This is a genomic window from Streptomyces cellostaticus, from assembly GCF_023630175.1.
Classification (GTDB): Bacteria; Actinomycetota; Actinomycetes; order Streptomycetales; family Streptomycetaceae; genus Streptomyces; species Streptomyces cellostaticus_A.
In genome coordinates, this window is the sequence record NZ_JALLIN010000047.1 from 26539 (window position 1) to 41958 (window position 15420).

General features: G+C 70.1%; 12 protein-coding genes. 9 read left to right on the forward strand and 3 right to left on the reverse strand.

Going from position 1 to position 15420, the window contains the following annotated elements; translation table 11 throughout:
- Window positions 1-663 precede the first annotated feature (663 nt).
- Together MXD57_RS25670 and MXD57_RS25675 are read right to left on the reverse strand one after the other, a co-directional pair.
- Window positions 664-1332 (reverse strand): HdeD family acid-resistance protein, encoded by a 669-nt coding sequence (locus MXD57_RS25670; protein ID WP_250404397.1) that lies wholly within the window; start codon window positions 1330-1332, stop codon window positions 664-666.
- Window positions 1333-1478: 146 nt separating this feature from the next.
- Window positions 1479-2093, reverse strand: a complete 615-nt coding sequence (locus MXD57_RS25675) for an HhH-GPD-type base excision DNA repair protein (RefSeq protein WP_250404398.1) — start codon at window positions 2091-2093, stop codon at window positions 1479-1481.
- Window positions 2094-2367: 274 nt separating this feature from the next.
- On the opposite strand from MXD57_RS25675, the gene MXD57_RS25680 reads away from it, so the two are divergent.
- From MXD57_RS25680 to MXD57_RS25715, 8 genes are all read left to right on the forward strand, one after another.
- Entirely contained in the window at window positions 2368-4545 is a 2178-nt protein-coding gene (locus tag MXD57_RS25680; protein ID WP_250404399.1) for a penicillin acylase family protein, read from the forward strand.
- A complete protein-coding gene (locus MXD57_RS25685) occupies window positions 4538-5134 on the forward strand; it encodes a GNAT family N-acetyltransferase (RefSeq protein ID WP_250404400.1) in 597 nt (198 codons plus the stop codon). Before MXD57_RS25680 ends, MXD57_RS25685 begins: the two co-directional genes overlap by 8 nt.
- 82 nt (window positions 5135-5216) lie before the next feature.
- On the forward strand, window positions 5217-7097 hold the full coding sequence (locus tag MXD57_RS25690; RefSeq protein WP_250404401.1) for a copper resistance CopC/CopD family protein: 1881 nt from the start codon (window positions 5217-5219) through the stop codon (window positions 7095-7097).
- A 22-nt stretch (window positions 7098-7119) separates the two neighbouring features.
- Window positions 7120-7764, forward strand: a complete 645-nt coding sequence (locus MXD57_RS25695) for a poly-gamma-glutamate hydrolase family protein (RefSeq protein WP_250404402.1) — start codon at window positions 7120-7122, stop codon at window positions 7762-7764.
- Window positions 7765-7866: 102 nt separating this feature from the next.
- Window positions 7867-8100: a hypothetical protein gene (locus tag MXD57_RS25700; protein ID WP_250404403.1), complete on the forward strand. Its 234-nt coding sequence runs from the start codon at window positions 7867-7869 to the stop codon at window positions 8098-8100.
- Window positions 8097-8375, forward strand: coding sequence for a hypothetical protein (locus MXD57_RS25705; RefSeq protein ID WP_308290919.1), 279 nt, complete (start codon window positions 8097-8099; stop codon window positions 8373-8375). Before MXD57_RS25700 ends, MXD57_RS25705 begins: the two co-directional genes overlap by 4 nt.
- A 353-nt stretch (window positions 8376-8728) precedes the next feature.
- Window positions 8729-10783, forward strand: coding sequence for a TerD family protein (locus tag MXD57_RS25710; protein WP_250404404.1), 2055 nt, complete (start codon window positions 8729-8731; stop codon window positions 10781-10783).
- A 247-nt stretch (window positions 10784-11030) separates the two neighbouring features.
- Window positions 11031-11387 carry a DUF6234 family protein gene (locus tag MXD57_RS25715; protein ID WP_250404405.1) on the forward strand — a complete coding sequence of 119 codons (357 nt, stop codon included), beginning with the start codon at window positions 11031-11033 and terminating at the stop codon, window positions 11385-11387.
- A 411-nt stretch (window positions 11388-11798) separates the two neighbouring features.
- On the opposite strand, the gene MXD57_RS25720 is transcribed toward MXD57_RS25715, so the two are convergent.
- Entirely contained in the window at window positions 11799-12779 is a 981-nt protein-coding gene (locus MXD57_RS25720; RefSeq protein WP_250404406.1) for a hypothetical protein, read from the reverse strand.
- Between the two features lie 274 nt (window positions 12780-13053).
- Here MXD57_RS25720 and MXD57_RS25730 point away from each other — a divergent pair, with 274 nt between their 5' ends.
- Window positions 13054-15348: an ATP-binding protein gene (locus tag MXD57_RS25730; protein WP_250404407.1), complete on the forward strand. Its 2295-nt coding sequence runs from the start codon at window positions 13054-13056 to the stop codon at window positions 15346-15348.
- Window positions 15349-15420 lie beyond the last annotated feature (72 nt).

The following is a 15420-nucleotide window of genomic DNA, read 5'->3' on the forward strand; positions in this document are numbered from 1 at the left end:
GCCGGAGCGAAGGCGCCCATACACGGTCGTATCGGAGAAGGGGGCCGTGGCGCCGTGATGGCGAGGCGCTCCCCGCGGGGGCCGAGCGGCTCCGCGCCGGCCACCGCGGCACCGGCCCCGTCCTGGATCTCCTCCACGACGGCCCGAGGTCGGCGGCACCGGCGAGCCCGAACCGGTCCTCCTCCCCTAAGGGGCCGCACCCGGTGTCCAGCGACGCCTCCCGGGTGTCCGCCGAGCCGGTCACGGGGACCGTGCCCCCGATTCGCTCGAAAGGGTTCGGCGTCCTCTCCGTCACGCGCCGGGAGGCGACCCTGAGGACCTGGTGCGGGAGTCCGCGCTCCACCGGCGGCGTGCACAGGCTGTGGACTGCGGGCCCGGCGTACCCGCGGTGGAGCGGGCGGCGCCTCGCCCGCACGGGGGCGCCGGACACCCGCACCGCCAGGAGCAGCACCAGCAGGCGCGGCCTGGTACGGCTGCGTGGGGGATGCGCGTGGTCCTGCTAGCACCGGGTCCGTGCCCGCCCGGTCACCCCTGCGCATCGCGTACCGCCCGGGACACACCCGTTCGGCGTACCGCCCGGTCACCCCTGCCCATCTCGCACCGCCCGGGACACGCCCGTTCGGCGTACCCGCCCGGGACACACCCGTCGGCGCGCCGGCGGCCTCACACCGTGCGCGGGACCTGCCGGGCCATGCCCCGTACGCGGATCGCGGTGACGATCTCCACGATGCCCACGATCACCAGCCACCAGCCGGCGACCAGGGTCAGTACGGCGACCGAGGTGAAGGGTGAGTCGATCAGCACGATCCCGGCGATGAAGGTGACGATGCCGAGCAGGATCTGCCAGCCCCGGGCGGGCATGGTGGAGTCGGAGGCCGCGGCCAGGGTCTGGGTGATGCCCCGGATCAGCCAGGCGATGCCGATCCACAGGGCGAGCAGCAGGGACGACTGCATCGGCCCGCGGAAGCAGAACAGGCCCAGCAGGATCGACAGGGCGCCGCTGATGAAGGCGAGCACGCGCAGGGAGGTCCGCTGGTGGGTGCCGAAGGCCGCGGCGAGCTGGAAGATGCCGCTGATGACGAGGTAGAGCCCGAACAGGACCCCGGCGACGATCAGGGAGGGGCCGGGCCAGAGGAGCACCACGACGCCGAGGACCAGCGACGCGATTCCGGTGCCGAGGACGACCTGCCAGGCGGCCCGGGAGAGGGCGTGCAGGGGCCCTTCGAGGGGCGGTTCGGGCTCGTGGTGTCCCTGCGGGGCGTGGCCCCCGTGGACGCTCCGGTCGTCGTACTCGCGGTCCCAGGAGGGGCCGCCGCTGGGTGCCTCTGTCATGGGTTCATGCTCGGATCGGCCCGGGCGGCCCCGCCACCGGGGCGGGCCCATTCGGCTGAGGGCCACCTCGGGATCCGCCGCGAGCACTGCCGCGAGCACTGCTTCGAGATCCGCTTGGAGCTCTGCTGCGAGCTCTGCTTCGACGTCTACTTCGAGCTCTGCTTCCCCGCGCCCTTCGCCGCCGCGGCGGCTCTGGCCGCCGCCTTCGCCTCCTGCTTGTGCGCCCGCACCTTGGCCAGCGACTCGGGCCCGGTGATATCGGCAACGGACCGGAAGGAGCCCTCCTCCCCGTACGCCCCCGCCGCCTCCCGCCAGCCGGTGGGCCGCACGCCGAGCTGCTTGCCGAGCAGCGCCAGGAAGATCTGCGCCTTCTGCCTGCCGAACCCGGGCAGGTCCTGCAGCCGCTTCAGCAGCGCGGCCCCGTCCCCGGCGTCCCGCCAGACGGCCTCGGCGTCACCGCCGTGGTGCTCGACCAGGTACTGGCAGAGCTGCTGGATCCGTTTGGCCATCGAGCCGGGGTAGCGGTGCACCGCCGGCTTCTCCGAGAGCAGCGCGGCGAACGCCTCCGGGTCCATGGCCGCGATCTCGTGGGCGTCCAGGTCCCGGGCGCCCATCCGGCCCGCGATGGTCGCCGGGCCCTTGAACGCCCACTCCATCGGGACCTGCTGGTCCAGCAGCATCCCGGTCAGCGCGGCGAGCGGGCTGCGCCCGAGCAGCGCGTCGGCCTCGGGGTCCTGGGCGAGGTGCACATTCGCGTCCATGGGTCGATGGTGCCCCGGCGGTCCGCCCGGCGCAGCCGGGCCGCGCCGTCCCCCGGCGGTCCGCCCGGCGCGGCCCGCCTTCCCGGGTGCACCGGGGGACGGCGGTGACCATGGCGAGCACGGCTGCCGCAAGCGACGGCTCCGGCAACGGGGCTTCCCGGCCGGGTGGACGCCGCCCGACCGGGCCCGCGAACGCCGCGCAGGGGCGCTCTCCCCGGGCCGCCGGGCGTCGCGTACGCTTCCCGACATACAACTTAGGCAAGGCTTACCTAAAATGAAGAGGTGCTTCCGGGTGTGCTCCGAGGCGAACGGCGAGATCCACCGCGATGCCTGGGGCATCCCCCATCTGCGGGCCGCCGACGCCCGCGCCCTGGCCCGCGCCCAGGGCCGGGTGACCGCCCTGGACCGCGCCTGGCAGCTCGAGGTCGAGCGGCACCGGGCCCGGGGCACCTCGGCCTCCTTCCTGGGCGGGGCCGCCCTCTCCTGGGACGTGTTCGTCCGCCGCGCCCGCCTCGACGACACCGCCAGGCGCTGCTTCGGCGCGCTGGAGAGCCGCGACCCGGAGACGGCGGACTGGGTGCGGGCGTACGTCGACGGTGTCAACGAGGGCCTGGCGGACGGGGCCCGGCGGGCACCCGAGTTCACGCGGTCCGGCCTCGCCCCCGGCCGCTGGGAGCCCTGGACCCCGCTCGGGGTCTGGCTCGCCACGCACATCCTGTTCGCCGGTTTCCCGGCCAAGCTCTGGCGCGAGGAGGCGATACGGCACCTCGGCCCCGACTCGATCGGCCTCTTCGCCACCGACGGTCCCGGCACCGCCGGCAGCAACGGCTGGCTGCTGTCCGGCGACCGCACCGTCACCGGGCGGCCCATCGTCGCCGGTGACCCGCACCGCTTCATCGAGGATCCGGGCGTCTACCAGCAGATCCGCCTGTCCTGCCCGGAGTTCGACGTCGTCGGCCTCGCCGTCCCCGGCGTTCCCGGCATCGCCCACTTCGGCCACACCGGCTCCGTGGCCTGGGCCGTCACCAACGCCATGGCCGACTACCAGGACGTCTACCGGGAGTGGCTGCGGCGCACCGGCACGGGCGTGGAGGCCCTCGGCCCCGACGGCGTCTGGCGCCGGGCACTGCGGCACACGGAGACCGTGGAGGTCGCCGGACAGGCCCCGGTCGGGATCGAGGTGCTGGAGACCGAGCGGGGCCCGGTGATCGCCGGCGGTCCGGAAGGCCTGGACGCCGGCGTCACCGCCGCCCGGCCGCCCGGCCGGAACGCCGCCGGCGACGGGACCGGCCCGACCGAGCCGCCCACCGCCCTCGCCCTGCGCTACCCGCCCCGCGTCACGGAGGACCTCGGATTCGGCTGCCTGCTCCCCCTCCTGCGGGCCCGCCGGGTCGGCGACGTCGACCGTGCCCTCGACGGCTGGGCCGAGCCGGTCAACGTCGTGCAGGCCGCCGACACCGAAGGCGGTCTGCTGCACCGGGTCGCCGGCCGCGTCCCCGTGCGCGCGGCGGACAACCGGGTCCGGGTGGTGCCCGCCTGGCGCCCGGGCCACGAGTGGCGCGGCTGGCACGAGACGCCGTACGCCCGCCCGGCCGACGGTATCGCCGTGATGGCCAACCAGCGCGGCCCGGCCGCCCCCCTCGGCGTCGAGTTCGCGCCGCCGCACCGCGCCGACCGCATCCGCGCCCTGCTCCAGGAGCGTCCCACCTGGTCCGCCGCCGATCTGCACACCGTCCACACCGACACCCACCTCGCCTCCGCCGCACCGCTCCTCGACCGCCTCGCCGCCCTCGACGGCCTCACCCCCGACGCGGCCCGCCTGCGCGACCGGCTGCTGGCCTGGGACCGCCGCATGGACGCAGGCAGCGGCGGCGCCGCGGCCTACGCCGCGGTGCGCACGGCGGTCGTCCGCGGGCTCGCCGCCCACCCGGCGTTCGCCGCCCTCACCGAACCGCCCGCCTACCCCGAGGTCCTGCTCCCCTGGCTGGCCCTCGTCCCACGCGTCGGCCACGCCCTCGAACACCTGCTGACGGCGCGTGAGCTGTACGGCGTCGACCGGGACGCCGTCGTACGGGACGCCCTGACGCGCACCGCCGCCACGGCACCGTCCGGCGCCTGGGGGGACACGCACCGGCTGGCCCCCTGGAGGGCGCTGCCGGAGGAGGAGCCGTACCCCGAACCGGGCCTGGCCGGCGACCACGACTGCGTGCTGTGCACCTCGGCCGTCCCCGGACTCACCGACCTCGCCGCCCGCGGCCCGGCCGCCCGCTACGTCTGGGACCTCGCCCGCCGCGAGGACAGCCGCTGGGTGGTGCCCTTCGGCGCCGACGGCGTACCCGGCGCACCGCACCACCGCGACCAGCTCCCCCTGTGGCTCGGGGGAGATCTCGCCCCCGTCGTCACCGACTGGGCCCAGCTCACCCCGGAAGACACCCAGGAGAACGATGTCTGACCTGTTCGAACGGCACATCCACGGCTACGGCACCGTCCGCGTCCGCCCCCTCGACCCGGTGGGCGACGCCCGGTTGGTGCACGCCTGGGTGAGCGAGGAGCGCGCCGTGTTCTGGGGCATGACCGGCCTGACCCGCGCCCAGGTGGCCGACGTCTACACCCACATGGCGACGCTCGACACCCACCACGCCCACCTCGTCACCAGGGACGGTGAACCGGCCGCCCTGCTGCAGACCTACGAGCCCGGCGCGGACCGGGTCGGCGAGGTCTACCAGGTCCGCCCCGGCGACATCGGCGTCCATGTGCTCCTCGCCCCCGCCGGCCCCGCCGGGCGGCGCCCCGGCTGGACCTCGGCCCTGCTGACCGGGGTGACGGCGTACGCCCTGCTGGGGCTCGGCCGCCGCCGGATCGTGGTCGACCCGGACGTCCGCAACACCAGGGCGGTCGAACGCTTCCGGCGCCAGGGCTTCGAACAGGGCCCCGCGGTCGTCCTGCCCGAGGTCGACGTCCCCGATGTCCGCCTGCCCGAGAAACACGCCCGGCTGGCCTTCCTGGAACGAGCGTCGGCGTTCCCGGACGACCCGTCCTGACCCGCCCCTTGGACGCGCACCGTCCGTCCGGACACACTGGGCGGCCGGTGCGCTGAGCACGGCGGCCGATCTCCGCGTACGTATGTGGAGGGCTGACGTGCCCGGAGCGCATGCGGCCGCCCGGGCCGGTGGACGGAGGAGTGAGGTGCGCGACACACACCGGTGGCTGCGGCGGCTGACCGTGCTCGGCACGGGCCTGTTCCTGCTCCTGCTCGGCACCGCGGTCCCCGCCTCGGCCCACGCGGCCCTGCGCGAGAGCGACCCCGCCGACGGCACCGTGCTGAAGTCCGCCCCGAGCCGGGTGACGCTGACCTTCACCGAGTCCGTCGCCCTGCTCACCGAGTCGTTCCGTGTCTACGACCCGAAGAACCACCGCCTGCGCACCGGCGAGGCGGACCACGCCCCGGGCCACTCCGAAACGGCCCGCGTCCCGCTGCCCGCCCGGCTCGCCACCGGTACCTACACGGTGACCTGGCGGGTGGTCTCGGCGGACAGCCATCCGGTGTCCGGTGCCCTCACCTTCTCGGTGGGCAAGCGCACGGCGGCACCCGCGGCCCCGCCGCCGGACCGCGCGGAGAACCGGGCGACGACGAGCCTCTACGACATCGCCCGCTACCTCGCCTACCTGTCCGTGGCGTTCCTGCTCGGCACGGTGGTGTTCGTGGCGTACTGCCGCCCGCCCGGCCGGGACCGGCTGCGCCGCCCGGCACTGGCCGCCTGGTGGGTGCTGCTCGCCTCGACCGCCGCGCTCTTCGTGCTGCGGGCGCCCTACGAGGACGGCGCCTCCCCCGCGGGGGCGTTCGCGCCGTCCTCGCTCATCCGCACGGCCACCAGCCGCTCCGGTGAGCTCCTGCTCACCCGGCTCACCCTGCTGCTCCTGGCCGCCGCCTGCGTCCTGCTGCGCCGGAGCCTGCGGCGGCGCGTCCCCCGCCGGGCCCTGTCGGCCTCGGCCGCGCTCGGCGCCGTGGCCCTCTCCCTGACCTGGGCGGCGGCCGAACACGCCTCGGCGGGGCCGCAGGTGCCCGCCGCCGTCGCCTCCACCGTGCTGCACGTGCTGGCCATGGCGGTCTGGCTGGGCGGCCTCGCGGCACTGCTGCTGACGCTGCGCCGGGACCCCTCGGCGGAGCCGGCCCCCGAGGGGGCGCCGTCGCCGGTGGCGCGGACCGTCGTCCGCTTCTCCCGCCTGGCCTTCGCCTCGGTGGTGGTCCTGACGGTGACCGGTGTCTACCAGTCCTGGCGGGGGCTGGGGTCCGTCGAGGCGCTCACCGGGACGGCGTACGGACGTGTCCTGCTGGCCAAGCTGGCGGCGGTGGCCCTGCTGCTCGCGGCCGCCACCCGCTCCCGGAGCTGGACCGCCCGCCTGGCGAGTCCGTCCCCGGCGGCGAGCATGGCCCGTGTGCCCGTGCCGGCCACCGGCCCGCCGCTCCCCGCCGAACCCCGGCCGGAGCCCGGACCGGACACCGCGCCGGCCCCCGACCCGCGCCTCCTGCGCCGTTCGGTGCTGGCCGAACTGGGCACCGGCGTCGTGGTGCTCGTCCTGACCACTCTCCTGACCAGCACCCTGCCGGGCCGGGCGGAGGCCGAGGCGGCGCGGACCGAGACGGCGCCGGTCGGCATTCCGACCGCGTCGGTCACCACGATCCCGTTCGACGTCGGCACCCCCGGCGGCCACGGCAAGGTGCAGATCACCCTCGACCCCGGCCGGGTCGGCACGAACTTCGTCCAGGTGGTGGTCTACGGCCCCGACGGCGGCCTGTCCTCCGTCCCCGAACTCCGCCTTTCGATGGTCCTGCCCGCCCAGCGCGTCGGCCCCCTGGACGCCAGGGTCACCGACCGCGGCGGCTACTGGGCGGCCGACTCCTTCGCCCTGCCGATCGCCGGGTCGTGGACCATGAGGGTCACGGTGCGGGTGTCGGAGGTGGACCAGGTGACCGTGTCGAGGACCGTGCGGGTGGTGCGGTGACGGACGCGGGGGAGAGGGCGCGATGGAGCACGTCGAGCGGGTGGTCGTCGAGGGCGTGGAGTTCGAGGCCGCTCTGACCGTCCGGTCGGAGATCGGGCTGCTGGCCCTGCACGGCGCCAAGGAGGGCGGGACGGCGGAACTCGCCCACGAGGCCGCGGCCCGCACGGGAGCGACCGTGCTGGTCTTCACCCAGCCCACCGGCTCCCCGGTCCACATCCCCTCGCACCGGATGTCCGCGGCACCCGGTGCGGCACTGCGGACGTTCCTCTCCCATGTGTCCCTGGCCGTCTCCCTGCACGGCCACCTGCGGCCCGGCGCCGCCCGCTCGATCTTCCTGGGCGGCGCCAACCGCGAGGCGGCACTGGTCCTCGGACGCCCGCTCGCCCTGCTCACCCCCGCCTTCGACACCGTGACGGACCTGGAGCTGATCCCGGCCGGGCTGCGCGGCCTCGACCCGCGCAACCCCGTGAACCTGACCCGCGCGGGGGGCGTCCAGGTGGAACTGCCGCTGGCCGCGCGGACCTCGCGCCCGTGGAAGACCCGGGGAGCGCCCGAGACACCCCCGAGGGCGGTGGCGGACGCCCTGACCGCCGGGGTCCGGGAGCTGGCGGCGCATCGCCCCTGGCCGGGGCCGCCCGGGTCACCCGGGCACCCGACGGCGGGATGACGTCGACCGCCCGAGGCGCGCGTAGGTGCCTCGGGCGCTCCCCCCGGAGGGAAGGGGCTGCTGCGCTGGCCTCAAAAATCGAACACGTGATTGAATTCAGGCATGCGAACCTTTCCCGACGACCTCGCGCAGGCTCAGAAGGAGTGGAGCGCCACGTACCGGCAGCTCGCCGAGCATCCCGGCCGCACCGATCTGCGCCGGCGTCTGCACCGGCTGTCGACCCGGACGTTCTTCCATCCCTGCTGGCAGCACCGGCGCCCGGACCCCGCGGCATGGTGGGAGCTTCGCGAGCTGGGCCGGGCGGACCTGCCCGTGCGCGAGCGGCCGCACCGGTGACGCGCTGGAACGCGGGCTCGGACGACGTCCCGGACGTGTACGAAGGCCTGCCGTCCGGACCGATCCGCGTGACCGTGCATCCACCGGCACCCTCCGGAGGCCGGCGCGTACGCGTGGACGGGGAGTTCCTCGGCCTGGCCCACAACGCCGCCGACGTCGCGGAGTTCCTCCGCCGAGCCGGGCTGGACATCGACCCGGCGGACGTGGCCGGGGCCCCGTGGATCGACTGGCGCGGAGCGGGACCGGAGCGCTGGGGTCCTCAGCCGGCCGGCTGAGAGGCGACGGCCTCCGGCCGGGCGCCGGCGGAGGGGCTTCTCCGGACGGCCGACGGACGCGAACGCGGGCGACCCGGGCGGAATGCGGGACAGCGGAGCCGCGACGCCAGGTTCTGGGCGATGCGCCCTGGAGCGCCGTCGAGGTGTGTTGCCGTACGCCGCGATGACGCGCTTCAGAGGGCCGCCCTGCGGTCTCTCCTCGATTCCCGCCGCTGGTTGTGCCGGACGCCGCCACGGCCCCGTCATCGGGCACTACAGTCTTCCGCTATGCCGTACGTCACATGGCGTCGGTGCGGGGCGGGTGGCCTGGGTGGGGCGGCCAAGCGCCCGAGTTGCGAGGTCTGGGGGGCTTCATGCGCGAGATGGTCAAGGGCTCGAACGTGGCGCTGGCGGCGTTGAGCGAGAACGCCGGTTCGGTGATCGTGAGTCTGAGCTGGGTCAGCCCGACCGGTGAAGGCGATGCGGACGTGTCCGTGCTGCTGCTGGACGCGAACGGCAAGGTGCGCAGCGACGGCGACTTCTACTTCTACAACAACCCCGTTGCCGCTGACGGGAGTGTGCAACTGCTCGGGAAGACCCCTACGGAGACCGGCGACGAGGACCGGATCAGCTTCGACCTCACCGCGGTTCCGTCCGGCATCGACCGGATCGTCGTAGCGGCGAGCCGCTATGCGGGAGCCGGCTTCGGGGAGCTCGAAGAACTGAAGGTGACATTGGCCGACGGGGTCGGCGAGAGCCTCCTCGGGTTCGCCATCGACGACGCGGGACCGGTCGGCGCGATCATCTTCGGTGAGCTCTACCGGCGTGGGGAGGAGTGGAAGTTCCGTGCCGTCGGACAGGGCTACGACACCGGCCTGGCCGCTCTGGCGACGGACTTCGGTGTCGACATCGACGACGACGCGGGCGCGGACGACGTGGGTGCAGAGGAAGCGCTGCACGGCGCGGGCGGCAGCGAGCAGGCCGACACGGGGCTTCCGGCTCCGGCTGTCGAGCAGGAACCGCGGGTGACGCCGGGCCTGGTTCCGGCTCCCCGTCCGTCCGTCGACGAGGCGGGGCCGAAGAAGGCGGTGCGGCCACGCACGGCGAAGAAGAAGGTCACGGTGCCCAGGGTGGCCAGGAAGTCACTGGCGGACAACGACTCCTGGAAGCAGGCCAGGCTCTTTCCGGTCTCGGCGCTCAAGAGCGACCGGGACCGGGAGACGCGCGCCACGTCGGTGCTGCTGTCGGTGATGGCGCAGGTGCCGGAGTTCGGCCGCAGACTCACGGCGGCGTTCGGAGCACCGTCGGGACGTATGGAGACCTTCACCGAGGTCTCCCTGCCGCACGGCGACACCCCGCGACGCCCCGACGGGGTGATCCGGGTGGAGCGGGCCGGCAAACTGTGGACCGCGCTGGTGGAGACCAAGACCAACGGCAACGGCCTCAAGCCCGAGCAGGTGCAGGCATACGTGGACATCGCCGCACGCCGGGGCTACGAGGCCGTGATCACGCTGTCCAATGACGTCGCGTTGGAAGGCAGCCCGCTCGTCGACGTCAGGATCGACGGCCGCCGCAAGCACAAGGTGGCCCTCTGGCACCTCTCCTGGGCCGAAGTCACGCACCAGGCCCAGATGCTGATCCGGCACGAGGGCGTCGGAGACAAGGCACACGCCTGGTTGCTGCAGGAGCTGTTGTACTACCTGCGGCATGAGAACTCCGGCTGCCACGGCTTCCAGAACATGGGAGCGGCCTGGGTGCCCGTGCGCAACGGCATCGACAACGAAATCCTGTGCCAGGGCGACCCGCGTGCCCTGGACGTGGTCGAGAGCTGGGAACGGCTCATCCGGCAGATCTGCCTCAGTCTCGGTGGCGAACTCGGCCAGAAGGTACTGCCCGTACAGCGCGCCAAGCGCGGAGCGGACCCGACAGCACGCCGCAGTCGCCTGGCCGATCAGCTCTGTCTCGACGGCAGACTCCAGGCGGAGCTGCGGATCGAGGGCGCGCCCGGCATTCTGGCCATCAGTGCCGACCTGCGCACCGCCAAGCTCCGCACCTCCATCGAGATTCCCGCGCCCGAGCAGGGATACCCGCTGACCTGGGCCAAACGTCTCATCCGCCGCCTTGCCGAGGCACCGGCGGACCTCCACATCGAAACCCTCGTCGAAGGCGAGGCCGGGGGGCCGCGAGGCACGCTGGAACGCCTCCGCCGGGAGCCGGCGGACATGCTTCCGAAGAACGGCGGCACCGACATCACCGGCTTCCGCCTGTCGCTGTTCAAGAGCATGGGCAGCGGCCGGGGGAACGCCGAGTCCGGCTTCATCCGCAGCGTCGACGACGCCGTGCACCGCTTCCACGCCGGCGTCGTAGTCCATCTGGACGGTTCGGCCCCCCGGCAGGCGCCGGCGAAGGAACGCGCCGCGACGGGCTGAAGCCCGGCCGTGGACGGTTGCGTGTGGCTGCGGTTCACGCGCAACTGTCGAAGGCGCCTTCCGGAGGAGCACGTGCTCGCGACGATGTGAGCGGCTCAGCTTGGGAGGCCGAGGAACGTCCGGGAGACAGCTCGAAGGCCGGCGCCGAGGCCCCGCACCGGCTCGTCGGCGTCGCAGAAGCCGTCAGCGGTGCGACTGAGTAGCTTTACTCATGCGTTCCACCTCGCCCGTCGGCATGCTGGGCGGCATGCGAGCAGGAGATGTCACCGGCAGGCGGGCCGGTGGTGCCACGGGGCCCGGGGACGGACCGTCGGTCGGCCGGCAGGTGGGGGTCGCCCTGGCGCTTCTCGTCGTCGACCTTCTGGTCATCGCCTACCTGGTGTTGATCCGCTACGGGATGACCGGCTGGGCCGACGCCTACGACAGCGCCAATCCGCCCGATGCGCCGCGGGAGGCGTTGCGGGGCATGTGGTTCCTGGTCGGCGGCGCGGGCGTCACGGGCGCTGGTCTCCTTGTTCTGGGATGGCGCGTCCCGGGCGTCGTGCAACTGGTCGTCCTGGGAACCGGAGCGGGCCTGCTCGCCTGCCTGGCCGCCCGTGGATAGCGAGCGCCCGACCGCGGCACCGGACAGCACCGGGTCGGGCGATGTCGAAGGGCCCCGCTGCGAACAGCGGGGCCCTTCGACATCGTGCCCGGTGAGGCACTGGCGGAGGATACGAGATTCGAACTCGTGAGGGGTTGCCCCCAACACGCTTTCCAACTGTCCGCGTGGCTGTACGGGGGCGTCCGTGGGGGTTCACGGGGCAGGTTGGACGGGGTGCACGTACGACGGTGAACTACGGTGGCCATCGGTGCACTGGACAAAGACTAGGACAAAGAGCGGCACTGCTGTCCGAGACCCTCGGTGCGCGATCCGGCACTGCTGGCTGTCGCGGACGCTACCGTTCGCAGTGCTGATTCGCGCCCTCACCAACGCTAGAGGTAGTCCCGTATGGCGTGTGCTCGGCACGGGTCCTCAGAAATTGTCGAGACGGATCTCATAGCAGTCGCTGCACATGTCCTCCATCCTAGGGGCGAGGTCGGTGGCCTGGCCGCAGAAGGCGCAGACGCCCTCGAATGACGATCCGCAGCCGAAGCAGAGCCAGGTGTCCTCTTCTGGGGAGTAGGCCAAGGGCGTTCTGATTACGGCGTAGGCGCCGCAAGTGCCGCAGCCGTCAAGGTCACCGCCTCCGTCCTTGATGCTGACGTGCTTGCTGGCACCGATGAACTCCCAAGCCGCCTCTTCGCCTGTCCCGTACTGCTTTCCGCACAGGAGACAGGCGAGGTCGTGAGCGCCGCCATCGAGCACGACGGCGAACTGACCGCAAGACCGGCATGCCGCAGTCGCATGCTCATAGCCCTCCAGTTGGCCGCGCACACCCTGCATGCGGAGCGCGATGAAGTCCGTGAGGTGCTTGAAGCCGGCCCGGACCTGTTCCATCTGCTGCTCAGCCGACCAGGCCTCGGCGGGCTGATCGACGTGGGGCAGGACGTCGGTGTTAACAAAGCTGACCAACAGATCGAGCACGGGGATGGTCCGCGCCTGTACGGCGACGACGGTGTCCTTCCACCCGAAGTGCATGATGCGGTTGCGCAAGTTGCCGAGCTGCTTGAGGCTGTCCTCCTCCGGGTCAATCGTGCTCTCGATCTGGACGGTGTCGTGGAGGCGTTCGAGGGCCTTCTTGACGCTGCAACTGCTGAAATCGCCGGCCTCGTGCTTGCGCTGGTCGAACGCCCCTACCTTTGTCCACACGAGCTCGGGACTGTGCATCTCCAGCCGGGCCTTCAACAACGTCTCGACCGCAGCCTGAAGGTGCAGCACCGCGTACTTCACGTCTCGAGGCCCCGGCTGCCCGTTGTCACCGGACAGGGAGTCCACCGCGCTCACCAGGAAGTCGAGGCCGTTGACGAGGGCGGGGAAGTGGAAGTCCTTCGTGTGCTGCCCACCGCCGGTCATAGGCGTCCCTCGCGTGCCTCACTGGCCGTTAGCCCCTTCAACGTTCCCCCTCCGGTAGGTGACGGCTATCCAGGGTATGTCGCCACCAACAACCCCCAGTCCTCCAGCAGCAGCCGCCACGGCCGGCAGCGCTGCATGTCACCGCCCTAACGTCGGATCAACGCCACCAGTTGCTTGGGCAGGCAGCGTGGTCACCAGCCGTGATGCGCTGAACGGGAGACGTGCGGATGGTTTCGGGCTGATACTGGGACCTCTCGTTGTGAAGGGGGACCCGTTGGAAACGTTCGAGTTGAGCCGCCTGACAGACTTCGACTTCGAAGCGGTCTGCAAAGACGTGTTCGAGGAAGAATTTGGGGTCCGGCTCGAAATCTTCACCTCGGGTGCCGACGGTGGCGTAGATCTACGTCATACCTACCCCGACGGCTCATCGCTAATAGTTCAGTGCAAACATTGGCACAGGTCTACCCGCGCCAAACTCGTGGAGCATGTCACCAAGGTTGAGTCCGCCAAGGTTGCGCGCCTTAACCCTGCGAGGTACGTGTTGGCCACCTCTCTAACGCTCACGAGGGGCGCCAAAGATAAACTTTTCACTGCCCTGCAGCCCTATGTGAAATCTCCCGACGACATTTACGGAAAGGACGAGATAGATGCTTTGCTGCGCAAGCATGAACTTGTTGTGCGTAGGCATCTGCGTCTATGGCTAACGAGTGCATCCGTGCTGAACTCGCTGCTCGTCAAAAATATCGTTACTCGGTCTCAAGCGCTGGTTCGAGAGCTAGAACAGACGCTCCTCACCTACGCCGTTAATCCAAGCTACGTGCGGGCGCTAGAGATTCTGGAGGCAAAGCGCGTCTGCGTGATTGCGGGCATACCAGGGATCGGCAAGACAACCCTCGCCCACATCTTGTGCGCACAGTACCTCAGTGATGGCTATGAGCTGGTTGAGATATCGGAAGACGCAGAGGAAGCGAATCAGATTTGGGACGATGAGGTGAAGCAAGTCTATTACTATGATGATTTTCTGGGTCAGACAACGCTTGATGAAAAGCTCGGAAAGAATGAGGACGGCCGCCTGCTGTCACTCATGAAGAGGGTGGCGCGCGATCCTAGCAAGAGGTTCATTCTGACCACGCGTGAATACATTCTGGCTCAGGCAAAACAGCGATACGAGAGGCTTGACAGGCATTCGTTTGACACGCAAATGTGTATTCTTGATCTAGAGGACTACACTTTTCAGTGCCGTGCATCCATTCTCTACAATCACGTCTACAATTCCCCGTTGCCCGCGAGCGTCAAGGCCTCGTTTGCATCTCCGGACGTTTACCGACCCATCATCGAGCATCGCAACTTCAATCCTCGAATCGTGGCGGCAACACTTGCGGAGGCGGAGCTGCTTTCTGACCAGCCCGACCTAGCGCCCAGCGATATCCTTGCGAATCTGGAAGATCCCCACCGACTCTGGGACCATATTGTCACGCACCAGCTCAGCGACACCGACGTAAAATTGTTGAAGGTTATATTTTCATTCCTATCCAATATTCGACTCACGGACTTGCAGGATATCTGGAGGATGTACGGGGAGTCTCTGCGGGACCTTAAGAAGACGCTGAGTATTCTAGACGGCACCATGTTGAAAACATCGCAGCAGCGTGGGGAAATCTATGTGGGTTTCCATAATCCGTCTGTGCGCGACTACTTCGTCAACCTCATTCAATCCGACATAGCAGAGTTGATCTCACTAATGGGTCTCGTCAGATATTACGAGCAATTCGAGACTCTGTGGTTGCAATTTCCAGCCCGCGGTAATGGCCCCATGCTGTTGACGTATAAAGAGCTCAAGCGCGAGTTGGAGGCGGCTGCGACTACTGCCTTTCGTGCCATACCGTTTGATGCTCGTAGCCGTCGAGGTGCGCCAGTAATCGACTTTGCCCGACGAGCTTGGGTGTATCTGGAGATGGGGCAAGATGTTGGCTCTGCCGTAATCCGCGGCATGGGACTTGAAGCGGTTGCCGAGAATAAGGAGAGAATGAACGCAGCGAACGGGGAAGTGGATTACAACGCGTTGCTGCAGATTCTCGCCGAGGATGAAACGCCGGAAGGTCGACATGCCTTCGCTGAAGCCGTTACCTCTGCTATTGAGTGGGCTTTGGCGGACGTCAGCGATTGGGCGCTGATCAATGAGGCTGAGCGTGTGTTGCGTAATGTGGAGCACTATGCTCCCGGGGTGGAAGTCGAAGAGGCCCTAGGGACACTTGAGTCAGTGCGCTATGAATACGCCAAAGATGCCATTGATGACTGGTCGCAGCCGCACGAGGGGCCGGTTTCTTCTGCGGCGGAAATGAAAGAAATTATCGACTACTACCGCGCCATCCCGGATGCTCCTCATTTTGACGGTTTCGAGACGGCGGAGGAGGCCGTATACGGAATCGACTGGGAGCACCTGTCGGTTTTCAGTGGTGGGCGATCGGAACAGGAGAATAGGCCGACTTGGGCAGCAGCACGGGAAGTCGAACACATGATGCAAACGCTGCGAAACGTGAATAGCCCGGATAGTGACATGGGGGGTTGATCGCCGAGCTATGTCCCTCACATCCCTGAGCATGGGAAGCTGGTGTAAGGAAAGTCAGCGATTGAAGGGGAG